Below are 22,866 nucleotides of genomic sequence, written 5' to 3'. Positions count from 1 at the left end.
GTGGCGAAGAAGCCGAAAGTCCTGCCCGCCGTTGAATGGCTCGAGCCGCGTGTGCGGGCAATGCGCGTGATCAGTCTGCTGTGCTTTTTCGGCCTGGCTGGATTGCTCGCCGCCTACTACCTGATATTCGCCGACCTGCATGGCGCGCGACCGTGGGTGATTCTGCTGGTCGAGTTGATCCCGTGGCTCGTGCTCGCACCGGGCATGATCATGGGCAGCGCACGCGGGCATTCGTGGATGTGTTTTGTGGTGAATCTGTATTTCATCAAGGGCGCATTGGCCGCGTATGACCCGAACCGGCAGCTGTTTGGTGTGCTGGAGATGGTGGTGAGTCTGGCGGTGTTCTGCTCGGCGCTGCTGTATGTGCGTTGGCGTTATCAGCTGGATCGCAAGCTGGCAGGTGAAGGACAGATCTCGGTTGCCTGACAGACCGCTATCGCTGGCAAGCCAGCTCCCACAGGATTTTCGTTGAAACACAACTCTGTTTTCGACACAAAACCCTGTGGGAGCTGGCTTGCCAGCGATTGGCGCGACTCGGTTTCAATGATTCACGGTGTAAGCGAGCATCATCGAAATCTGGCTCATCGGCCGCCCACCGCTCTCTTCATGCCACTGATTGAACGCATTCTGTACCACCGCCAGATCACGCTGACTGGTCGGCACCTTGTCCACCAGCTTCTGCGCATTCAGCGCCGCCACCACGTCATAGCTCGGCACAAACGTATCCTTGCCCACCATTCGTAAAAAGCGTGGCGCCGACAGCCCGCCCAATTGATGGCCGTGCTTTTTCAGGTACGTCCACAGACCGACGATATCGGTCACCGGCCAATCGGCGATCAGCGCGCCAAAACTGCCTTTGTCTTTTTCGACGTCGAGAATGAACTGCGCATTGCGCGGCACGCTCTTGAGCTTGCCCAGATGGCGAATGATTCGCGCGTCCTGCATCAGGCGTTCAAGGTGTTCGGCGCTCATCAGCACGACTTTTTCCGGGTCGAACTTGAAGAACACCTCTTCGAAGGCCGGCCATTTGGCGTCCACCAGACTGTGCTTGAGTCCGGCACGAAAAACCCGCAGTGCCATGGTCGACAGGTAACGGTCATCGCTGATCTTGCGCAGTTGCGCCGGGGTCTTGGGAACGGGCAGATGGGCTTCCAGTTCAGCCGCCGAACCGAAGCGGTTCAGACAGAATTCGTGCAGCCACTTGTAGTCGCGCATGCCCTCTCCTATTCAATGAAATAAAAACGGCGCCCGCGAGCGCCGTGTTTTCAGAGCTGATAAACCCGTCAGAGGTTCACAACATTGACGAAGCGCGAGGCCGCCGATTCGTCGATTTTCAGGCTGGTGAAGTCGAACAGGTTGCGATCCACCAGTTGCGACGGGATCACGTTCTGCAAACTGCGGAAGATACTTTCGGTGCGGCCCGGGGTCTTGCGTTCCCAGTCGAGCAGCATGTCCTTGACCACCTGACGCTGCAAATTCTCCTGCGAACCGCAGAGGTTGCACGGGATGATCGGGAATTGCTTGAAGTCCGAGTAGGCCTGAATGTCTTTCTCGTTGCAGTAGGCCAGCGGCCGGATCACCACATTGCGCCCGTCGTCGGCGCGCAGTTTCGGCGGCATGGCCTTGAGGCTGCCGTTGAAGAACATATTGAGGAAGAACGTCTCGACGATGTCGTCGCGATGATGCCCGAGGGCCATTTTGGTTGCGCCGATTTCGTCGGCGAAGGTGTACAAGGTGCCGCGACGCAGGCGCGAGCACAGCGAGCAAGTGGTTTTGCCTTCCGGAATCAGCTCTTTGACCACCGAATAAGTGTCTTTCTCAACGATGTGATATTCGACGCCCAGCTCTTTCAGGTAGGCCGGCAGCACATGCTCGGGGAAACCCGGCTGCTTCTGATCCATGTTCACCGCGACGATCTCGAACTTGATCGGCGCGACTTTCTGCAAATGCATCAACACGTCGAGCATGGTGTAGCTGTCTTTGCCGCCCGACAGGCAGACCATCACCTTGTCGCCGTCTTCGATCATGTTGAAGTCGGCAACCGCTTCGCCGGCCAGGCGGCGCAGGCGCTTTTGCAGTTTGTTCTGATTGACCGTAAGAGTGCCCATGACGCGAAATCCGTGAGGTGTGACCAAAGGCCGGCATTTTACGCAAAAACCCGGGCCTTGTGACCACAGGTTGTCGCCACCGATTGCACAGACCTCGACGCGATTACCCCACCTTTTTACAGCGCAATTTGCTCTAAGCCCCTACCACCTGTGCGGTTAAGACCTTTCTATACTGCGACATAAGGTCGCACATATCCGAAGACCTGAATTTGCTCGGCCGCATTGGCCCGTAGGCGCTCCGCTGGGGGGCGATGGCAATAACGAGAGGAGTGACTGGCATGATCCATCACGTAGTGGGACTTTTTACCCACCCCGATCAGGAATGGAAGGAAATCCGTGGCGACCAGGAAGAAAGCATCAGCCACATGTACCTCACGCATACGCTGATTCTGGCGGCGATCCCTGCGGTGTCGGCGTTTATCGGCACGACCCAGGTCGGCTGGGTGATCGGCAACCGCGCGCCGGTGATGCTCACCGTCGATAGCGCAATCTGGATGACGGTGATGTCGTACCTGGCAATGCTCGGCGGGGTCGCGGTCATGGGTGCCTTTGTGCACTGGATGGCCCGCACCTATGACGCCAACCCGAGTCTGGCGCGGTGCGTGGCGTTCGCTACTTACACCGCGACACCGTTGTTTGTCGGCGGACTGGCGGCGTTGTATCCGCACATGTGGCTGGGGATGATCGTGGGTACGGCGGCGATCTGCTACACGGTGTATCTGCTCTATGTGGGGCTGCCGACGTTCATGAACATTCCGTCGGACGAAGGTTTTCTGTTTTCCAGCTCAGTGCTGGCGGTGGGTCTGGTGGTGCTGGTGGCCATCATGGCGTTCACCGTGATCGTCTGGGGGCTGGGCGTTGGCCCGGTCTATACCAACTAGACAGCGTTTCCTCCTGATAAAAACATGTTCTGCCAATACAGGCCGCCGCAAGGCGGCCTTCTGGTTTTGCAGGATGACCATTCGGCAGTTTGGCGATTCGCAAGTGCAAAAGGTTGCGGCATACTCGCCGTCTCTGGAGATCCATCAAGCATGCCCGAGCAACTCAATACCCGCGTCGAAGACTGTTACCAACTCGCTGAATCCTTTTTCAAACGTCCTTTCAAACGCCCCGTGGTGAGCCTCAAGCTGCGCGGGCAAAAAGCCGGGGTCGCGCACCTGCACGAGAACCTGCTGCGCTTCAACCCGCAGCTGTACCGGGAAAACACCGATCACTTTCTCAAGCAGACCGTGGCCCACGAAGTGGCGCATCTGATCGCCCATCAACTGTTCGGCGAGCGCATCCAGCCGCACGGCGAGGAATGGCAACTGATCATGCGCGGGGTTTACGAACTGCCGCCGGATCGCTGCCATACCTACGCAATCAAACGCCGTAGCGTTACGCGCTATATCTACAAATGCCCGTGTGCGCAGAGTGATTTTCCGTTTTCGGCGCAGCGCCATAGCCTGGTCAGACAGGGTCGGCGGTATCTGTGTCGCAGCTGTCGTGGGACGTTGGTGTTCAGTGGTGAGATGCGAGTGGAGTAGCCAGAACTTATCGGCGTCTGGACTGGCCAAATCGCTGGCAAGTCGAGTCGTCGCACCGCAGCTCCCACAGTGTTCGAGGTGTTCACAAATTCTGTGTACGACACAGAAAACTGTGGGAGCTGGCTTGCCAGCGATGGCGCCGGCACAGACGCTAGAGAATTACCTTGGATGCACGCAACTCTGAAATTTTCGCAGGACTAAACCCCAACTCCCCCAACACCTGATCCGTATGCTGCCCCAACGCCGCACCCACATGCCGTGGCTCAGGCAACACCTCGGAAAACTTCAGCGGACAAGCGATCTGCGTCTGAGTCGTGCCATTCCCACGCGGCACCTGCGTCACCACTTCCCGCGCCTGCAACTGCGGATGCCGCACAGCCTCGCCCAGGCTCAACACCGGCTCGACACACGCATCCACCCCGGCAAACATCTCGCACAACTCGGCGAAGTCATGCTTTTCGAATTCAACCCTCAGCGCTTCCTTCAACGCCCGCTGCTGCTCGGGCTTGGGTGACAGCCCCTGCGCCGCCAATTCCGGCCGCCCAAGCACGCCACACAGTTGCTGCATAAACGCCGGTTCCAGACTGCCGACCGACATCCAGCGTCCATCACGCGAGCGGTAGTAGTCGTAAAAGCTGCCACCATTGAGCATCTGGTCTTCCCGGCCAGGCTCCTCGCCACAGGCCAGATATCCGGCGCCGACCATGGCATTCAGGCTGAATGCGCAGTCGGTCATGCTCACGTCCAGATGCGTGCCCTGCCCGGTTTGCTGGCGTGCGATGACCGCTGCCAGCAAGCCAATCACGCCGTGTAACGAACCACCGGCGATGTCCGCGACTTGCATGCCCAGCGGCAACGGCCCGTTGTCGGCGCGGCCGGTGTAGCTGGCAAGTCCGGCGAGTGCGAGGTAGTTGATGTCGTGACCGGCGCGATCCTTGTACGGACCGCTCTGGCCGTAACCGGTGATCGACACGTAAATCAGCTTGGGGTTGAGCGCCTTCAATGCTTCATAACCCAACCCCAGCCGCTCCATCACACCGGGGCGAAATTGTTCGAGGACGATGTCGTAATCAGTCAGCAATTGCTTGATCACTTCCAGCGCCTCAGGTTGTTTGAGATCCAGCGCCAGACTGCGCTTGTTGCGATTCAGATAGGCATGACTGGCCGAGACACCCTGATCGTGCGGCGGCAGCACTCGCAGCAGATCGAGGCGAGTGGGCGATTCGATGCGCAGCACTTCGGCGCCCATGTCCGCCAGTAACAGCGAGGCGAACGGTCCCGGCAGCAGGGTCGAGAAATCCAGAATCTTCAGTGAGGCCAGAGGTGCAGGCATGGGCGATCTCCGTGAACGATGCTTGCAGCCTAGGCAGCCACGGGCAATGCAGCAATCACCGGATGCATCAGAGGCGATGACCGTTGTGCTCAAATCGCAGACCATAAAAAACCCGCCGAAGCAGGTTTTTTAAAGCTGTTGTGGCGAGGGAGCTTGCTCCCGCTGGACTGCGAAGCAGGCCCCTTGCTCTTCAATTAAAGAGCAAGGGCCGCTGCGCGCCCCAGCGGGAGCAAGCTCCCTCGCCACACAGGATTTCCAATCGCTTATTTAACGTTGCTCGGGGTTGGGCCTTCGGCGACACCCAGGTCGTCTTCTTCACGCTCGTCAGAGATACCGCGACCGCCCGAGGCCAGCTCGGCTTGCAGCACGTCGGTGTCCAGCTCTTTGACCCACTTGGCCACAACGAGGGTGGCAACGGCGTTACCCACCAGGTTGGTCAGCGCGCGGGCTTCGGACATGAAGCGGTCGATACCGAGGATCAGCGCCAGACCGGCCACCGGCAAGTGACCTACCGCCGACAGGGTGGCAGCCAGCACGATGAAGCCCGAACCGGTCACACCGGCAGCGCCCTTGGAGGACAGCAGCAACACCAGCAACAGGGTGATCTGGTGGGTGATGTCCATGTGGGTGTCAGTCGCCTGAGCAATGAACACGGCAGCCATGGTCAGGTAGATCGAAGTACCGTCGAGGTTGAACGAGTAACCGGTCGGGATCACCAGACCCACTACCGACTTCTTCGCGCCCAGACGCTCCATCTTGATCAGCATGCGTGGCAGTGCAGATTCGGACGAGGAAGTACCCAGCACGATCAGCAGTTCTTCACGGATGTAGCGCACCAGTTTGAACACGCTGAAACCGTGAGCGCGGCAGATCCCGCCCAGCACCACAACCACGAACAGCACGCAGGTGATGTAGAAGCAGATCATCAACTGACCCAACTGCACCAGCGAGCCGACACCGTAGGCGCCGATGGTGAACGCCATGGCACCGAACGCACCGAGCGGCGCCAGTTTCATGATCATGTTGATGATGTTGAACATCACATGAGCGAAGCGATCAATCATGTCCAGCAGCGGACGGCCGTACGAACCCAGGCGATGCAGGGCGTAGCCGAAGATCACCGAGAACATCAGTACTTGCAGGATATCGCCGGTGGCGAACGCGCCAACGATGGTGTTCGGGATCACATTGAGCAGGAAGCCGACGATGCTCTGGTCTTTACTGGCCGTCACATAGGTGGCGATTTTCGAGGCGTCGAGGGTCGTCACGTCGATGTGCATGCCGGCGCCCGGTTGCACGACGTTGACCACGATCAGACCGATCAACAGAGCGATGGTGGAAACGACTTCGAAGTACAGCAGCGCGTAGCCACCGGTCTTGCCCACCGACTTCATGTTCTGCATGCCGGCGATGCCGCTGACCACGGTACAGAAGATGATCGGCGCGATGACCATTTTGATCAGCTTGATGAACCCGTCACCCAGCGGCTTGAGCGCCACACCGGTCTGCGGGTAGAAGTGACCGAGCAGGATGCCGATGGCGATGGCAACGATCACCTGGAAATACAGGGATTTGTAGAGTGGCTGACGAGTCGTCATTGCAAAATTCCTCAAGTGTCCCGCGTGGCAACATCCGACTGTTGTTCCGCGACACCTCAATTGCGAACCCTCCTGCACTGGAGGGATTTGTTGTGGCGAGCTGCGCTGTTCCTACCGGCTCTGGCGCAGACCTCTGAGGTTGTCTATCGCAAACCGCGTGCCACCTTGCGGCAAATGCCTGCAAGCCTTTTGATATCAGGGGTCACGGGGATTTTTGTGTCACCGGTTGGTTACCCGACGTTGGCGGGTTTCCGCCACCTACTCAGGCTTCGTCCTACAATTTGGCGGAAATCCGCCTTGTTGCCGCTCGGACGCACCGACTACCATCCGTGGCCAGAGGAAGGATTTTCGCTCATGCGCGAACGCACCATTGCCAGTCATTTCGCCCGCGCCGCCCTCGGTGGCGCACGACGTTCGGGGTTCGATTACACGAACCTGTTGCAGCAACTCGGCATCAGTCCCGAACTGCTCGACGAGCCGCGCGCGCGTATTCCTCCTGAGCAATTCACCCGGCTGATCCAGAGCCTTTGGCTGGCGCTGGACGACGAATACCTGGGCTTTGGCCGCGCACCGAGCAAGCCCGGCAGCTTCGCCATGATGTGCCACGCCGCGATCCATTGCCGCAATCTGGAAAAGGCTCTGCAACGCGGCTTATTGTTTTACAGCCTGTTCCCGGACGCGCCGCGTCTGATCCTGAGCCGCGAAGACGAATGGGTGCGCCTGAGCCTCGATGATGCGCAACTGTGGGATCCGGATCACTTTCTCAGCGAGAGCCTGCTGGTGATCTGGCACCGCCTCGGCAGCTGGATGATCGGCCAGCGGATTCGTCTGGAAAGCGCGAGCTTTAGCTATGCGAAACCTGCGCACGCGGCTGAATACGATTTGCTGTTTTCCTGCCCGCTGGAATTTTCCGCAGGGCAAAGCAGCCTGCTGTTTCACAGCCGCTACCTGCACATGCCGTTGTTGCAGGACGAGCGCACGCTAAAACATTTCCTCGAACGCTCCCCTGCTGATTTGCTGTCACGCCCGGATGATGGCAACAGCCTGAGCAGCCGTCTGCGCCGTTTGCTCAGCCAGGACAGCGAGCGCTGGCCGGATCTGGAAGCGGTGGCGGCGCATCTGCACATCAGCCCACAGACCTTGCGCCGGCACTTGCGTGAGGAAGGCACGAGTTTTCAGGAATTGAAGGATCAGTTGCGGCGGGACATCGCGATTTATCATCTGGGGCGCGCGGATCTGTCATTGCAACAGATCGCCGAACAACTCGGATTTTCCGAGCCGTCGGCGTTTCATCGGGCGTTCAAGAAATGGACGGGGGTGACGCCGGGGGCTTATCGGGCGCAGGAGTTTTGAGCCCTGGGATCAAGAACGGCCCTCACCCTAGCCCTCTCCCAGAGGTAGAGGGGATTGACCGAAGTGCCTTGAGAAAACAGGCGACCTGAAAGATTTTATCGACTGTGGATTCAGTACAAAACTTTCACGTCGGCGGAGCTCTGGACTTTCCCCCGATCAGTCCCCTCTACCTTCGGGCGGTCCGACGTTTCGGGAGGGTTAGGGTGAGGGGTCGCTCTTTAGAGTCACACCACAGGAAAATGAATCCTGAACGCCGCCCCGCCCATCGGCGAATCCCCCAACGCCAGTTTCGCGCCGTAACTTTCAATGATGTCCTTGACCACCGCCAACCCGATCCCCTGCCCCGGATGCTGACGATCCAGTCGCTCCCCACGCTCAAGAATCCGCGCACGTTGATGCTGCGGAACCCCCGGCCCGTCATCCTCGACACACAATTCAACCCCGGCCAGGCTCTCGCGCACGCTGATGCGCACTTCGCTCAAGCACAGGCGATAGGCGTTTTCCAGCAGGTTGCCCATCATTTCCAGCAAGGCGCCCTGTTCGATCGGCACGTAGCAATGCTCTGGCAGGTCGAAGGCTACGCGCACGTGTTTATCGCGGTAGACCTTGTCGAGGGTGTCGCACAGGCTTTGCAGCACCGGGCGCAGGCGCACCTGATGCCGGACCAGACCGCTTTTGCGCAGGCTGGCGCGTTGTAACTGGTAGCTGATCTGCTGGCTCATGCGTTCGATCTGGGTTTGCAGCACCCAGGCCTGATCAATATCTTCCGGGCGCTGGGCCATGTCTTCGCTGACGCCCTGCAGCACCGCCAGCGGGGTTTTCAGGCTGTGCGCCAAGTCGTCGAGGGAATCACGGTAGCGGCTGCGCTGCTGGCGTTCGCTGAGCAGCAAACGGTTGAGCGAGCCAGTCAGGCGCAGCAATTCGCGCGGGTGTTGTTCGCTGAGGCTTTCGCGGGTGCCGCCCTCGATTTCATCGAGTTCCTGACTGAGTTGACGCAAGGCTTTCAAGCCCCAGGTCAAACCGATCCACAACAGAGCCAAGAGCACCAGCAACGCGGCGCCGAAGCCCAGATAAAGATTCTCGCGCAGCCCCTCAAGGGTGGTTTCGTACTCGCGCACCGGTTGCAGCGCAACGATGCTGAACGCAGCGCTTTTGCCGCCAAGCAGTTTCACTTCGACGTCGTAAACGAAGAATTCCTGGCCGCTGGCCTCGCGAATCCGTGCGAACTCGTTACCCAGTCCGTCGTAACGCGGCTTGTAGTTGATCTGCTCTTCCTGGGTGGCTTTCGAGCGCCAGACCAGGTGCCCTTCGCGGTCGTAGATGTAACCGAGCAAACGAAAGTCGGTGAGGTTGAAGCGCTCGTCCGGCAACTGCGAAGGCATCACCAGTTTGCCGTTTTCAATCCGCGCGGCGGAGATCAACGTAGTGACGTCCGAGGCGAGGCGTTGTTCGATCGAATCCTGCAAAGCGAGGCTGAACGCGCCCTGCATCGCCGGGAGCAAGGCGAGCATGAACAACACCGCCAACGTGGTGGCGGCGAGCATCAGCCGGACGCGAAGCGAACGGATCAAGTGCAGCGCTCATTGAACAGATAGCCGAGGCCGCGCACGGTGTCGATCGGTTTGAAGCCGGCCGGGCCTTCGAGTTTGCGCCGCAGACGGCCGACCAGCACTTCGATCACATTCGGATCGCGCTCGTCGTCATCCGGGTACAACTGCTCCATCAAACGATCCTTGGGCACCACTTGTTGATGGTGGCGCATGAGGTATTCGAGGATGCGGTATTCGTAGGCAGTCAGCGCCAGCGGTTGTTCGTCCAGCGTCGCTTGCTTGCGATTGATATCCAGCAACAGCGGGCCGGCGACGATGGTCGATTGAGTGAAACCGCTGGAGCGGCGCAGCAACGCGTTGAGGCGCGCTTCGAGTTCTTCGAACTGGAACGGTTTGACCAGATAATCGTCGGCGCCGGCGGCCAGGCCTTCGACCTTGTCCTGCCAGTTGCCGCGCGCGGTGAGGATCAGGATCGGGAAGGTCTTGCCACCCGAACGCAACTGGCGGATCAGCTCGAGCCCGCTCATGCCCGGCAGGCCGAGGTCGATCACCGCCAGATCAAAATTGAACTGACCGGTCTGGTACAACGCCTCCTCGGCATTGGCCACGGACTCGACCACGTGGCCGCTCTCCGTGAGACGGGTTTGCAGGTGATGGCGCAACAGCGCTTCATCTTCGACGACCAACAGTTTCATGACTTTCTCCCGGGCAAATCGTTATCTCCAGCAGCACATCTTTCAGTCAGGCCGCAGAACCTGTGGGAGCGGGCTTGCCCGCGATAGCAATCTGGCTGACACATTAATTGTGAATGTGCCGCCGCTATCGCGGGCAAGCCCGCTCCCACAGGGGTTGCGCTTAACTGTCTTGCATTCGCGCATCCATTTATCAGAAAGCGTAGTTGGCCGACAGGTACGTCTGGGCGCTGCTGGTCAAATCCAGCGAGCCTTGTTTGCTGCCGCCGCGCTCGCTCATCTCGGTGCTGGCATTGCTGCGCAGGTAACGGTAACCGAGTTCCACCGAAGTGTTCTGCGAGACTTGCTGCAACACACCGAACTGGCCGCCGACGGCGTAACCGATGTCGCTGTCACGGCTGAAGCCTGGCGATTCCTGGGTCAGCTTGGTCAAACCGGCAGTCGCGCCACCGAACAACTTGGTGCTGCCGCCCACCGGGTAGAACATATCGTAGCTGCCCAGCAGGTTTTCCTGACGCAGTTTAATGCCATTGTGCGAGCCGGACACGTTGTCATAGGTAGCGTAGTAGCGACCCTGGCTGTTTTGTTGGCCGAGACGAATACCGTAAGTGGTGTCCTTGCCGATCACGCCGTCGGCGTTCGGGTGGTCGAGGTTGTCGTTCAGTGCGTGGGATTTTTTCACCTTGTCACTGGTCTGGCCCAAGGTCAGACCGGCGAAGTTGGTGGTGGTGTCGGCGTGGGCAGCGAGGCTTGCGCCCATCACAGTGAAAGCCAGCAGCAGTTTGTTCAAACGAGTCATTGAGTGTTCCTCAGTTGTGCTCTTCGGGTATGGCGCAAGGTTACTGAGGTGCCCCTGTACCGACCCTGAACGCTCTCTGAACCTCACCTGAACCAAATGAACTAGGCTGTCTTGACCCTTTATTGTCAGGAGACCCGACCATGCGCCTGTTACTCGCCCTCACCCTGCTGGCCCTCAGCAGCCTCAGCCAGGCTGCAATCAAGACGCAGGAAATCCCTTACCAGAGCGCCGATGGCAGCAAACTGATCGGCTATTACGCGTATGACGATGCGATCAAAGGCGCACGTCCCGGCATCGTCGTGGTGCATGAATGGTGGGGGCTGAACGATTACGCCAAGCGTCGCGCCCGTGATCTGGCCGGCCTCGGCTACAGCGCGCTGGCGATCGACATGTACGGCGAAGGCAAGAACACCGAACACCCGAAAGACGCGATGGCCTTCATGCAGGCAGCCACCGCTGACGCCGCCGCAGCCAGCAAGCGCTTTGACGCCGGGCTGGAGTTGTTGAAGAAACAACCGCAGACCGACACCAGTAAATTGGGCGCCATCGGTTATTGCTTCGGCGGGGCCGTGGTGCTGAACGCAGCGCGTCAAGGCGTGCCGCTGGCGGGAGTGGTGAGTTTCCATGGCGCGCTGGCGACCAAGACTCCGGCGACACCGGGCAGTGTGAAGGCGAAAATCCTCGTCGAGCACGGTGCGCTGGACAGCATGGTCACGCCGGCTAACGTGACTGCGTTCAAGAGTGAAATGGACAAGGCCGGCGCCGACTATAAATTCGTCAGCCTCGATGGGGCCAAGCACGGCTTCAGCAATCCGGATGCGGATCGCCTGAGCCACGGTGAGCACGGTGGCCCGGATATCGGCTACAACAAAGCCGCTGATGAAAAATCCTGGGCGGACATGCAGGCTTTCTTCAAGAAAATCTTTGGCTAGGCAAAGCCACCGCGGCGCGGCCATCGCTAGCAGGCTAGCTACCACAGGGGTACGCATTTCAAATGTGGGAGCTAGCCTGCTAGCGATGGCCGCGCCGCGGATTTAAACCTTGCCCCTACCCAGCCCCGACGCTAACCGGCAAAATGCCGGTCATGAATTCCAGCCCCCTCCTCCCCGCCTGCTGCACCCCGCTCAATGCGCATTGGCCGTTGCCAAACGTGTTGCCGGACACGGTGCTGTTGAGCACGCATTTCGACCCATCACAACTGCTCGCTGATGATTTCCATCGCAGTGCGATCGAGCCGCCGCCAAGTATTCAGCGCTCGGTGGCCAAGCGTCAGGCCGAGTTTCTCGCCGGTCGCTTTTGCGCGCGCGCCGCGTTGCAACAGCTGGAAGGTTCGAACGTGATTCCGGCCATCGGTGAAGATCGCGCGCCGGTGTGGCCGGCGCATATCTGCGGCTCGATCACCCACAGCACTGGGCGTGCAGCGGCGATCGTCGCCAACAAGCAACACTGGCGCGGTTTGGGCATGGATCTGGAAAACCTGCTTAACCCTGAGCGGGCCGAGCGATTGGCCGGGGAGATTTTGACCTCGGCAGAAATGCAGCGCATGGCGTCGGGCGCGCGCGATCAGTTGGCGTTGTGGGTGACGCTGACGTTTTCGGTGAAGGAAAGTCTGTTCAAGGCGTTGTACCCAATCGTGCAGAAACGCTTTTATTTCGAGCATGCCGAAGTGCTGGAATGGACGCTTGATGGTGCGGTACGCCTGCGACTGCTGACGGATCTGTCCAGTGAGTGGCGCCATGGGACGGAGCTGGATGCGCAGTTCGGGATTCATGATGGGCAGTTGTTGAGCCTGGTCAGTATTGCTGCCTGAAGATTTGCTTTGACAGTCAGGCCCTCATCGCTAGCAGGCTAGCTCCCACAGTGGATCTCCAGTGCTCACAAATTCCCCGTGGGAGCTAGCCTGCTAGCGATAGGGCCAGTGAAGTCAATACAACCTCAGCGGCGTTCCTGATTGCGCGGCCAACTCAGGCTGAAGCATGCCCCACCCAGGCTTTTGCTCTTGCCGATCAACGCCCGGCCGTCATGCCAGTGAATGATCCGCCGCACAATCGACAAGCCCAAGCCATGCCCGCCGGATGCCCGAGTGCGACTATCGTCCAGACGCAAAAATGGTGTGAATATTTTCTCCCACGCCGCTTCCGGCACGCCGGGGCCGTCGTCTTCAACATCGACCCGGCAGCGCAATTGCCCGACCTGATAACTCACCGTCACCTTCGAGCGCGCGTGGCGCATGGCGTTGCCCACCAGATTCTGCAAGGCGCGATGCAGATAACGCGGCTCAGCCTCGACCCACGCGTCATCGCAATCGGCCGCCGACAGGCACATGCCACGCTGCACGGTGACTTCGGCGCGTAACGGCGCCAGTTCGGCGATCACCTGATTCACCAGTGCATCGAGGTCGATGCGCTGAAAGGTCAGCGCCGGCGAGCCTTGCTCCAGCCGCGCGTAGGTGAGCATTTCGTCCACCAGTTTATCCAGATCCTCGATGTCGTGATCCATGCCCTCGCGGTACTTCTCCAGCGCTTGCGGCGTGGTGGCCGAGCCGATCATCTCCAGCCCGAAACGCAGGCGCGCCACCGGCGTGCGCAACTCATGGGACACCGCGCGCACCAGTTCACGCTGGATCGCCAGCAACTGCTGCAGATGTTCGGCCATGCCATTGAACGCCGCCGCCAATTTGCCCACCGAATCCGCACCGCGCGCCGGCACGCGGGTTTCCAGACTGCCCTTGGCGATGCGCGTGGCGGCGGCTTCGAGACCACGCAAACGCCGTTCGAGCTGGCGCACCAGCAAATACACGATCAGGCCAATCAGCGTCAGACCGAGCGCGGCGATCAACACCAGCCACTCCGGCGGGTACGGATTCATCTGATACAGCGGCCCGATTTCCAGCACCCACGGCGTGCCGACCATGCCGGCGAAGACCCGGATCGAATCGCCACCCTTGCCCAGCGCCATCACCGTATCGCCTTCGGACACGCGGCGACTCTGGTCTTCGTCCATGTCGGCATCGTTGACCGTGACCAGGCGCAGGTCGAAACCGAACCCCTTTTCTTCCTTTAACTGCGCCAGGCGTTTCGGCTGGTCAGCCACCGGGACGCGTACCAATTCATCCGCCAGCAGATAAATAGTCGCGCGGGCCAGTTGCTCGCTGATCTGCTGCACTTCGCCTACCAACACCATCTGCTCCTTGTCGCTGACCAGTCGATAGACCTTGGCCGCGTGCGGACCGGTCTGTTCGACCAATGCCTGGCCGCGTTGCACGCGGGTGCGCTGGGTCAGGTCGAGGTCGGTCTGGGGAAAGGTCTTCAATGCCAGCGGAATACCCAGCAAGCGCTCCCAGACCAATAAGGCCCGATGGCGCTCGGTCTGGTTCATCGGTTGCAGGTTGTCAGCCATCAGCGAGAACGTGCCGTGGGCCAGGCGCTCGCGGTATTGCTCGCTGCGCACCTGATTGAGCAGGTGCAGCGCCAGCACGCCAAGCACCGCCACCAGAATCAGCGCCGCGCACATGCCGCCATAGATGCGCAGGAAGATCGAGTTCACAGCGGCAAGTCTGTGCAGGCTTCGGGGACGAACAGATAACCCTTGCTGCGGATGGTCTTGATCAGGCGCGGGTGATCGGGATCGTCGCCGATCTTCGGCCGAATGCGCGAGATGCGCACGTCAATCGAGCGATCCTGACCGTCGTAGCCGATGCCGCGCAGTGCGGTGAAGATTTCTTCGCGCGACAGAATGCGCCCGGCGTTCGACACCAGCAGCCAGAGCAGGTCGAACTCGGCGCTGGTCAGTTCGATGCCGTTGTCACTCAGCCAGGCTTCGCGCAGGGCGTTGTCCACCACCAGCGGGCCGAATTGCAGGCGGCGGGATTTTTCTGCGGCAGGCTCGGGTGAGTCACTGCGTCGCAGCAGCGCCTGAATCCGCGCCAGCAACAGACGCGGGCGCACCGGTTTGCACACGTAATCGTCGGCGCCCAGATCTAGGCCGAGGATCTGATCGGCGTCGTCGGTGCGCGCGGTGAGCATCAGGATCGGCCCGTCGTAGCGGTCGCGCACTTTACGGCAAATGCTCAAGCCGTCTTCACCGGGCAGCATCAAGTCAAGGATCACCAGATCCGGCTGCTCCCGGATAATCCGCTCCGCCGCCAGTGCGCCGTTGCCTTCGATCTCGACGCGCAGTCCATTGGCTTGCAGGTATTCACGGGTCAGGTCGGCCAGACGCTGGTCGTCCTCGACTATCAATACCTGCCAGGCTTCTTGCTCCACGGATACCTCTGCTGCCAATTGCTGCGATAAAGGAAGAGCCCCCCGGTCTTTTTGTCATGTTTGGGGAGGATAAGAATGCGTGCGTCCGGGGCGATTGTATAAACGGCGTACAGCCAGAACACAAGTCGGTAAATGCGTTCGGACGAGGCGAAATTCTGTGATAGGGTTCGCGCCCTTAAAAAACCGCTGAAGCGTTTTTCCCAGCGAAAAAACAGTGACAAACGGTCTAGCTCAGCAGGTCCGCGGCCTACAAGTGAATTAGACATTTCGCACACAATTTACCCACAGCCTTATCCACAAGCAGTACGTTGCAAGACCCCTTAAAACGCATTATCTTGTAGCACGGCGAAAACAGAGACCCTACATATGGGGTTTTTGCCTAAAACGCCCAACCACATTTCAGACCTTGAACTCAAGTGCTTTATTGCCGATTCAAGGTTGAAACAAGCAAGTTTTTCATAGCCCAAACCGCGCTGGCGGATGGCACCGTTTTTTCAGACCTGAGCGGTCAAAACGGTACGGGTGTTGCAGTGTTGACTGCCACTCTGAAAGGAATCCGGTGCGAGCGCAGGCTCGCAACCAAAACTTCGGCACGGACGCGGCGTTGTAGCCTTTTTCCTACTGCTCCGAAGTTATTAAGCCGACGCTCGTCGGTTGCAGTGCTTCGGGACAGAACGGTGAGCACCATGATGGTGCCCAAACAAACATAGAGAATGTGGAGACGATCCCCCATGCAAACCGACACAACTCGCGAGAACCCGCAGGGCACCTTGCCGCAGGCCGCTGATTCGAATTCGGATCTGGCAGCCACCGCGCCTGGTCAACTGCGCGTGATCAAGCGTAATGGCACTGTCGTTCCTTACACCGATGACAAGATCACCGTCGCTATCACCAAAGCGTTCCTCGCAGTTGAGGGCGGCACCGCTGCCGCTTCGTCGCGAATCCATGACACCGTTGCCCGCCTGACCGAACAAGTCACCGCGACCTTCAAGCGTCGCATGCCTTCGGGCGGCACCATCCACATCGAAGAAATCCAGGACCAGGTCGAACTGGCCCTGATGCGTGCCGGCGAGCAGAAAGTTGCGCGCGACTACGTGATCTACCGTGACGGCCGTTCGAAAGAACGCGCTGCCCACGCTCCGGCCGAAGAAGCCGTCAACGCTCACCCGTCGATCCGCATCACCCGCGCCGATGGCAGCTTCGCTCCGCTCGACATGGGCCGCCTGAACACCATCGTCACCGAGGCCTGCGAAGGTCTGGCTGAAGTCGATGGCGACCTGATCCAGCGCGAAACCCTGAAGAACCTGTACGACGGCGTGGCCCTGACCGACGTCAATACCGCACTGGTAATGACCGCCCGTACCTTGGTTGAGCGCGAGCCGAACTACTCGTTCGTGACCGCGCGCCTGCTGATGGACACCCTGCGTGCCGAAGGCCTGAACTTCCTCGAAGTCGCCGAAAGCGCCACCCATCACGAAATGGCCGACCTGTACGCCAAGGCCCTGCCGGCCTACGTGGCCAAAGGTATCGAGTTCGAACTGCTGAACCCTGTGCTGGCCACCTTCGACCTGGAAAAACTGGGCAAGGCGATCAACCACGAGCGCGATCAGCAATTCACCTACCTGGGTCTGCAAACCCTGTACGACCGTTACTTCATCCACAAGGATGGCGTGCGCTTCGAACTGCCGCAGATCTTCTTCATGCGCGTGGCCATGGGCCTGGCCATCGAAGAAAAGAACAAAGAAGACCGTGCGATCGAGTTCTACAACCTGCTGTCCTCGTTCGACTACATGGCTTCGACCCCGACCCTGTTCAACGCCGGCACCCTGCGTCCACAGTTGTCGAGCTGCTACCTGACCACCGTTCCGGACGACCTGTCGGGCATCTACCACGCGATCCACGACAACGCCATGTTGTCGAAATTCGCCGGTGGCCTGGGCAATGACTGGACGCCGGTGCGCGCACTGGGTTCGTACATCAAAGGCACCAACGGCAAGTCGCAAGGCGTGGTTCCGTTCCTCAAGGTTGTGAACGACACCGCCGTTGCCGTTAACCAGGGTGGCAAGCGCAAAGGCGCAGTCTGCGCTTACCTGGAAACCTGGCACATGGACATCGAGGAGTTCATCGAACTGCGCAAGAACACCGGTGATGATCGTCGTCGCACCCACGACATGAACACTGCCAACTGGATCCCTGACCTGTTCATGAAGCGCGTCTTCGATGACGGCAAATGGACCCTGTTCTCGCCGTCCGAAGTACCGGATCTGCACGACCTGACCGGCAAGGCCTTCGAAGAGCGTTACGAGTACTACGAAGCGCTGTCCGAGTACCCGGGCAAGATCAAGCTGTTCAAGACCATTCAGGCCAAAGACCTGTGGCGCAAGATGCTGTCGATGCTGTTCGAAACCGGCCACCCTTGGTTGACCTTCAAAGACCCGTGCAACCTGCGTAGCCCGCAGCAGCACGTGGGTGTGGTTCACAGCTCGAACCTGTGCACCGAGATCACGTTGAACACCAACAAGGACGAGATCGCCGTCTGCAACCTGGGCTCGATCAACCTGCCGAACCACATCGTCAACGGCAAGCTCGACACCGCCAAGCTCAAGCGCAGCATCGATGTAGCCGTGCGCATGCTCGATAACGTTATCGACATCAACTACTACTCGGTTCCGCAGGCCAAGAACTCCAACTTCCGTCACCGTCCGGTCGGTCTGGGCATCATGGGCTTCCAGGACGCGCTGTACCTGCAGCACATCCCTTACGGTTCCGACGCTGCCGTCGAGTTCGCCGACAAGTCGATGGAAGCCGTCAGCTACTACGCGATCCAGGCCTCTTGCGACCTGGCCGACGAGCGCGGTGCTTACGAGACGTTCCAGGGTTCGCTGTGGTCCAAAGGCGTACTGCCACTGGATTCGCAACAGATCCTGATCGAGCAGCGTGGCCAGAAGTACATCGACGTTGACCTGAACGAATCCCTCGACTGGGCACCGGTTCGCGCCCGTGTACAGAAAGGCATTCGTAACTCCAACATCATGGCCATCGCACCGACCGCGACCATCGCCAACATCACTGGCGTATCGCAGTCGATCGAACCGACCTACCAGAACCTGTATGTGAAATCGAACCTGTCGGGCGAATTCACCGTGATCAACCCGTACCTGGTTCGCGACCTCAAGGCTCGCGGTCTGTGGGACTCGGTCATGATCAACGACCTGAAGTACTACGACGGTTCGGTGCAGCAGATCGAGCGCATCCCGCAAGAACTCAAAGAGCTCTACGCGACGGCCTTCGAAGTGGACACCAAGTGGATCGTTGACGCCGCCAGCCGTCGTCAGAAGTGGATCGACCAGGCTCAATCGCTGAACCTGTACATCGCTGGCGCATCGGGCAAGAAACTCGACGTGACCTACCGCATGGCCTGGTACCGTGGTCTGAAAACCACTTACTACCTCCGTGCCCTGGCCGCGACCAGCACCGAGAAGTCGACCATCAACACCGGCAAGCTGAACGCTGTTTCCAGCGGCGGCAACCACGGTGAAGATTCGGTCCTGGCAGCTCCTGCCGGCCCGGCTCCAGTGCCAAAGGCTTGCGCGATTGACGAGCCGGATTGCGAAGCTTGCCAATAAGCTGAGTGAGTTCAGGTGTCGCGAGATGCCTGAATGAAGAAACCCCCGACAGACCTCTGGTTTGTCGGGGGTTTCTTTTTGCCCGCGAAAAGTCACGGCAAAAAAAAACGGCGAGCCTGGATCACAGGCCCGCCGTTTTCACTACAACTTCGCTACGTCAGACCATGAACGACTCCACCATCGCCTGCCCTACGACTGGAATGGTGAAGGAATCACCATTGATGGTGGTGAAGCTCTCGATGGTGTTGCCGCCCTTGTACCAGTCCGCAAGAATCACGGCATTGTCCTGCTTGCCGGCGTTCCACTCCACCGCATTGAAGATGAAGGCATTGGTGCCGTCGGTTTTGATAAGCACATTCGCATACGACTGGATGTTCTGCAGTTCGACCCGGTCACCACCGGAGGTGCCGTCATCCTTGATCATCACCGTGGTCGACGAATTCACCTTGTAGATATCACTGCCCTCGCCACCGTAACCATAGCCGCCACCGGCCATGATCAAGGTGTCGGAACCCGCCCCGCCAAACAGTTGATACTCGGGCCCGGTGCCCACCAGCGAGTCACTGCCGTCGTCACCGTAAGCAGTGCCGGCGTAAACCGAGATGCTGTCGTTGCCAGCATCGCCGTGCAGGACACTGCCAACATCGTTGTTGGCACTGAACAGCGTGTCGTTGCCGTTACCACCCGAGATCTGATCCGCTTCGGCAGGGCCGCTGCGGTCCGGACCATTAAAGGCGTAGGGTTCGTACTTGCCGCCGTACAGGTAGTCGGTGCCGTCGCCACCGGAGATCACATCGTCACCTGCGCCACCGTAGATCTCGTTTTGAACGGTGTTACCGGTCAGGATGTCATTGAAGTCCGAACCATGGAGGCCTTCTATGTTGACCAGCACATCGCCGGTAGCGTCGCCGCCGGTAACGCTATTGGTCAGCAGACTGATTTGCACCGCCGCCAAACTGCCGGTGTACCAGGCTGCGTCGGTGACACCTGCACCGCCATCGATGTAGTCCGCGCCTTGGCCACCGATGAACGTTTCGACACCGGCCGTACCGATCAACGTATCGTTGAACGCCGTGCCTTCCCAGTTCTGGATATTGGTGTAAGTGTCGCCTGCTGCAGCGCCGGTCAATGGCTGGCTCAGATCCAGTGTGATCGCCGCGCCTTCGAAGGCAAAGCTGACAGTGTTACGACCGAAGCCACCGTCGAAATTGTTAGCCTGTTCGTTGCCGATGAAGGTGTCATCCCGACCCGAACCCACAATTTTCTCGATGCTGTCGAAGGTATCGCCCTTGGCAATCGCGGTGTGCTCACCGGTTTTCAAGTTGATGACCACGCCCACTGGCCCGATGTCGTTGTAGCTGACGGTATCGAAACCGGCGCCACCGATAAAGGTGTCGCCGCCATCGCCACCCATCAGGATATCGTTGCCCGCCCCGCCGGTGATGATGTTATCCAGCGCGTTACCAAACGATTGGAAGGTGCCAGTGCCGGTGTAGGTCAAGCGCTCGATGCCGGCATTGAGCTGGTAATAGCTCTGATTGGTGCGCACTTCATCATTGCCACCATCCGCCAGTTCGACAATCGCGGCATAGGTCGCGTTGTTGAGAACATAGACATCATTGCCCGCCCCGCCCTGCACGGTGAAACCGGTAGAGTTGGTGTTGGCAATGAACACATCGTTGTACGCCGAGCCGATGATCTTCTCGATCCCGGCAAAGCTGTCGCCCTCGGCGTCACCACCACTGCCGACTCCAGAGCCGACACCGGCCGCGCCCATTGTCAAAGTCACACCCTGGATCGACTGCGAGTAGTCTGCTACGTCAATCCCCAAGCCACCATCGAATGCATCCGCGGTGCTCCCGGCGATGAAGGTGTCTGCGAACTGCGTGCCGCGAATCAGTTCGATGTCGGCGTAAGTGTCGCCCGCCGCAATCCCGCTGTGCACGCTGGTCTTGAAGTTGAGCGTGACGGCAACGGTACTGTCGTCATAACTGACGGTGTCGGTTCCGGCACCACCGATGAAGGTGTCGGCACCGCCGCCGCCCAACAAGGTATCGTTGCCCGCGCCGCCGGTGATGATGTTATCCGAGGCATTGCCGCGACCGGTAAAGTTGCCGGTACCAGTGTAGGTCAGCCGCTCTACGTTGTTGTACAGCCCCAGGCTGGCCTGGCTGGTACGCACTTCGTCGTCACCGCCGCCCAGTGCTTCGACGATCACCGCCGAGGCAGCGTTGTTGACGATGTAGATGTCGTTACCCGCGCCACCCTGCAAGTTGAAGGAACCTGCCGTGGATGAGTTGAACACATCGTCATACGCCGAGCCGATGACCTTCTCGATACCGGAGAACGAATCGCCTTCGGCATCACCACCAGTCCCGGTGCCCGCTCCGGACGCCAGCGTCAGATTGATCGCAGCACCTGACTGCGAGTAATCAACGACGTCGATGTTGTCCACGCCGGTCGTGCCGCCCTCGAACTTGTCGATGCCGGCGCCGGCCAGGAACGTGTCGCTGAATTTGGAGCCGCGGATGACCTCGATACCGTCAAAGGTATCGCCGGCTGCAATGCCCGTGTGAACGCCGGTTTTCTGGTTGATGGTCACGCCGACAGTGGAATCGTCGTAGCTGACGGTATCGATGCCTGCTCCGCCGATGAAGGTATCAGCGCCCGCGCCACCCATAAGCAGGTCGTTAGCGACGCCACCGGTGATGATGTTGTCGCCGGCGTTGCCGCTGCCGGTGAAGTTACCGGTGCCGGTGTAGGTCAGGCGTTCGACTTCGGCACTCAAGGTCATGTTGGTCAGCGAGGTACGTATTTCGTCGTCACCGCCACCCGCCACTTCAATCACCGATTGGTTGGGCGAGCCGTTGATGATGTACAGATCGTTACCCGCCCCGCCCTGAAAAATGGAAGCGGCGGATCCGCTGGTAAACACATCGTTCTGGGCCGAACCAACGATTTTCTCGATGTTGGTAAAGGTATCACCCTGGGCATCGCCGCTCTGGCCACTGCCTGCACCGAGTGTGGTCATGGTGATGTTCACAGCCTGCGCCGACAACGAGTAATCGACGGTATCGACCCCACCCACAGCGCCGCCATCAAAGATGTTGGCCTCCGCGCCGCTGAAGAACGTGTCACCGTTCTTGCTGCCACGAATGATTTCGATACCGGAGAAGGTATCGCCCGTGGCGAAACCAGTGTGGACACCGGTTCTCAGGTTAACCGTGACACCGGCAGCGACGCTGTCTTCATAGCTGGCAATGTCGATACCGGCGCCGCCAATCAATTGATCGGCACCTGCACCACCCATCAGCACATCATTGCCGACGCCACCGGTGATGATGTTGTCGCCCGTGTTGCCAGTACCGGTGAAGTTACCGGTACCGGTGTAAGTCAGGCGCTCGACTTCGCCACTCATGCCCATGGTGAGCTGGTTAGTCCGAATTTCGTCATCTCCTCCGCCCGCAGCCTCTCCGATGCCGCCCGCCCAGGGACCATTGATGATATAGACGTCGTTGCCGGCGCCACCGCTAACGCTGGTGTTGCCGGAGTTCAAAGTGAACACGTCATCGAACGCTGTGCCGGTAACTGATTCCAGGTTGCTGAATGTATCACCCTGAGCATCGCCGCCCAGACCGCTGCCGTTGACGCCTGTAAGCGTCAGATTGATCGCCTGCTCCGAGGTGGCATAACTCAGGCTGTCATAGCCACCGGCGCCATCAAACGAGTTGGCCGAGGCATCGGCGACAAAGTTGTCGGTGTAGCCAGTGCCGCGAAACGCCTCGATACCATTGAATGTATCGCCCGCCGCGAGGCCGGTGTGCACGCCGGTTTTCAGATTGATCGTCACACCGACACCCTGATAGGCGTCTTCGTAGCTGGCGGTGTCAAAACCTGCGCCGCCGATCAGCGTGTCGGCGCCCACGCCACCGATCAGTATGTCGTTGCCGCTGCCGCCGACGATGATGTCGTCGCTGGCGCTGCCGCGACCGGTGAAGTTGCCGGTGCCGGTGTAG

At 59.5% G+C, this 22,866-nt stretch carries 17 protein-coding genes; 7 read left to right on the top strand and 10 right to left on the bottom strand.

The genetic code is table 11. The features are described 5' to 3' along the window. Positions 1-426, top strand: a complete 426-nt coding sequence (locus tag ACP7BN_RS07480) for a DUF2069 domain-containing protein (protein ID WP_426202873.1) — start codon at positions 1-3, stop codon at positions 424-426. 114 nt (positions 427-540) lie between these two features. On the opposite strand, the gene ACP7BN_RS07475 is transcribed toward ACP7BN_RS07480, so the two are convergent. Both ACP7BN_RS07475 and ttcA read right to left on the bottom strand, forming a co-directional pair. Next, positions 541-1,215, bottom strand: a complete 675-nt coding sequence (locus ACP7BN_RS07475) for a DNA-3-methyladenine glycosylase I (RefSeq protein WP_426202871.1) — start codon at positions 1,213-1,215, stop codon at positions 541-543. A 68-nt stretch (positions 1,216-1,283) separates the two neighbouring features. Further along, entirely contained in the window at positions 1,284-2,108 is an 825-nt protein-coding gene (ttcA, locus tag ACP7BN_RS07470) for a tRNA 2-thiocytidine(32) synthetase TtcA (RefSeq protein ID WP_426202869.1), read from the bottom strand. A gap of 278 nt (positions 2,109-2,386) precedes the next feature. Between ttcA and ACP7BN_RS07465 the strand changes: the two genes are divergently transcribed. Beyond that, the gene (locus tag ACP7BN_RS07465; protein ID WP_426202868.1) at positions 2,387-2,989 is read left to right on the top strand and encodes a Yip1 family protein; all 603 of its coding nucleotides are present in this window, start codon (positions 2,387-2,389) and stop codon (positions 2,987-2,989) included. Between the two features lie 150 nt (positions 2,990-3,139). Then, positions 3,140-3,634 (top strand): SprT family zinc-dependent metalloprotease, encoded by a 495-nt coding sequence (locus ACP7BN_RS07460; RefSeq protein WP_426202866.1) that lies wholly within the window; start codon positions 3,140-3,142, stop codon positions 3,632-3,634. A gap of 151 nt (positions 3,635-3,785) precedes the next feature. Here the strand turns inward: ACP7BN_RS07460 and ACP7BN_RS07455 are convergent, their stop codons facing one another. Then, entirely contained in the window at positions 3,786-4,967 is a 1,182-nt protein-coding gene (locus ACP7BN_RS07455) for a CaiB/BaiF CoA transferase family protein (RefSeq protein ID WP_426202863.1), read from the bottom strand. Between the two features lie 263 nt (positions 4,968-5,230). Next, a complete protein-coding gene (locus ACP7BN_RS07450; protein ID WP_420646450.1) occupies positions 5,231-6,565 on the bottom strand; it encodes a dicarboxylate/amino acid:cation symporter in 1,335 nt (444 codons plus the stop codon). A 354-nt stretch (positions 6,566-6,919) separates the two neighbouring features. On the opposite strand from ACP7BN_RS07450, the gene ACP7BN_RS07445 reads away from it, so the two are divergent. Beyond that, entirely contained in the window at positions 6,920-7,918 is a 999-nt protein-coding gene (locus tag ACP7BN_RS07445; protein ID WP_426202861.1) for an AraC family transcriptional regulator, read from the top strand. A 224-nt stretch (positions 7,919-8,142) separates the two neighbouring features. On the opposite strand, the gene ACP7BN_RS07440 is transcribed toward ACP7BN_RS07445, so the two are convergent. The 3 genes from ACP7BN_RS07440 to ACP7BN_RS07430 all read right to left on the bottom strand — a co-directional run bounded on the left by ACP7BN_RS07440 (position 8,143) and on the right by ACP7BN_RS07430 (position 10,959). Next, complete coding sequence (locus ACP7BN_RS07440; protein WP_426202859.1) at positions 8,143-9,489, bottom strand: ATP-binding protein; 1,347 nt, start codon at positions 9,487-9,489, stop codon at positions 8,143-8,145. After that, entirely contained in the window at positions 9,486-10,163 is a 678-nt protein-coding gene (locus ACP7BN_RS07435; RefSeq protein WP_420646447.1) for a response regulator, read from the bottom strand. Before ACP7BN_RS07435 ends, ACP7BN_RS07440 begins: the two co-directional genes overlap by 4 nt. Before the next feature lie 190 nt (positions 10,164-10,353). Further along, positions 10,354-10,959 (bottom strand): hypothetical protein, encoded by a 606-nt coding sequence (locus ACP7BN_RS07430; RefSeq protein WP_426202857.1) that lies wholly within the window; start codon positions 10,957-10,959, stop codon positions 10,354-10,356. Positions 10,960-11,099: 140 nt separating this feature from the next. Between ACP7BN_RS07430 and ACP7BN_RS07425 the strand changes: the two genes are divergently transcribed. Both ACP7BN_RS07425 and ACP7BN_RS07420 read left to right on the top strand, forming a co-directional pair. Beyond that, positions 11,100-11,891 carry a dienelactone hydrolase family protein gene (locus tag ACP7BN_RS07425; protein ID WP_426202855.1) on the top strand — a complete coding sequence of 264 codons (792 nt, stop codon included), beginning with the start codon at positions 11,100-11,102 and terminating at the stop codon, positions 11,889-11,891. 152 nt (positions 11,892-12,043) lie between these two features. Further along, positions 12,044-12,769: a 4'-phosphopantetheinyl transferase family protein gene (locus ACP7BN_RS07420; RefSeq protein WP_426202853.1), complete on the top strand. Its 726-nt coding sequence runs from the start codon at positions 12,044-12,046 to the stop codon at positions 12,767-12,769. Positions 12,770-12,894: 125 nt separating this feature from the next. Here the strand turns inward: ACP7BN_RS07420 and ACP7BN_RS07415 are convergent, their stop codons facing one another. Both ACP7BN_RS07415 and ACP7BN_RS07410 read right to left on the bottom strand, forming a co-directional pair. Then, positions 12,895-14,505: an ATP-binding protein gene (locus tag ACP7BN_RS07415; protein WP_420646443.1), complete on the bottom strand. Its 1,611-nt coding sequence runs from the start codon at positions 14,503-14,505 to the stop codon at positions 12,895-12,897. Then, the gene (locus tag ACP7BN_RS07410) at positions 14,502-15,224 is read right to left on the bottom strand and encodes a response regulator (RefSeq protein WP_426202848.1); all 723 of its coding nucleotides are present in this window, start codon (positions 15,222-15,224) and stop codon (positions 14,502-14,504) included. Before ACP7BN_RS07410 ends, ACP7BN_RS07415 begins: the two co-directional genes overlap by 4 nt. Before the next feature lie 731 nt (positions 15,225-15,955). Here ACP7BN_RS07410 and ACP7BN_RS07405 point away from each other — a divergent pair. Continuing rightward, on the top strand, positions 15,956-18,850 hold the full coding sequence (locus tag ACP7BN_RS07405; RefSeq protein WP_426202846.1) for a ribonucleoside-diphosphate reductase subunit alpha: 2,895 nt from the start codon (positions 15,956-15,958) through the stop codon (positions 18,848-18,850). A 157-nt stretch (positions 18,851-19,007) separates the two neighbouring features. Here the strand turns inward: ACP7BN_RS07405 and ACP7BN_RS07400 are convergent. Beyond that, positions 19,008-22,866 (bottom strand): beta strand repeat-containing protein (locus ACP7BN_RS07400; protein WP_426202844.1); only part of this gene is annotated, 3,859 nt, incomplete at its 5' end.

Origin of the sequence: Pseudomonas sp. TWP3-1, assembly GCF_049896625.1 — a bacterium.
Lineage (GTDB): Bacteria > Pseudomonadota > Gammaproteobacteria > Pseudomonadales > Pseudomonadaceae > Aquipseudomonas.
This window is presented reverse-complemented; position numbering and strand designations above follow the sequence as displayed.

Coding starts and splice junctions, on each gene's coding strand:
- ACP7BN_RS07405 (WP_426202846.1), top strand. CDS start 15,956: ATGCAAACCGACACAACTCGCGAGAACCCGCAGGGCACCTTGCCGCAG.
- ACP7BN_RS07430 (WP_426202857.1), bottom strand. CDS start 10,959: ATGACTCGTTTGAACAAACTGCTGCTGGCTTTCACTGTGATGGGCGCA.
- ACP7BN_RS07450 (WP_420646450.1), bottom strand. CDS start 6,565: ATGACGACTCGTCAGCCACTCTACAAATCCCTGTATTTCCAGGTGATC.
- ACP7BN_RS07460 (WP_426202866.1), top strand. CDS start 3,140: ATGCCCGAGCAACTCAATACCCGCGTCGAAGACTGTTACCAACTCGCT.
- ttcA (WP_426202869.1), bottom strand. CDS start 2,108: ATGGGCACTCTTACGGTCAATCAGAACAAACTGCAAAAGCGCCTGCGC.
- ACP7BN_RS07445 (WP_426202861.1), top strand. CDS start 6,920: ATGCGCGAACGCACCATTGCCAGTCATTTCGCCCGCGCCGCCCTCGGT.
- ACP7BN_RS07420 (WP_426202853.1), top strand. CDS start 12,044: ATGAATTCCAGCCCCCTCCTCCCCGCCTGCTGCACCCCGCTCAATGCG.
- ACP7BN_RS07465 (WP_426202868.1), top strand. CDS start 2,387: ATGATCCATCACGTAGTGGGACTTTTTACCCACCCCGATCAGGAATGG.
- ACP7BN_RS07425 (WP_426202855.1), top strand. CDS start 11,100: ATGCGCCTGTTACTCGCCCTCACCCTGCTGGCCCTCAGCAGCCTCAGC.
- ACP7BN_RS07435 (WP_420646447.1), bottom strand. CDS start 10,163: ATGAAACTGTTGGTCGTCGAAGATGAAGCGCTGTTGCGCCATCACCTG.
- ACP7BN_RS07475 (WP_426202871.1), bottom strand. CDS start 1,215: ATGCGCGACTACAAGTGGCTGCACGAATTCTGTCTGAACCGCTTCGGT.
- ACP7BN_RS07455 (WP_426202863.1), bottom strand. CDS start 4,967: ATGCCTGCACCTCTGGCCTCACTGAAGATTCTGGATTTCTCGACCCTG.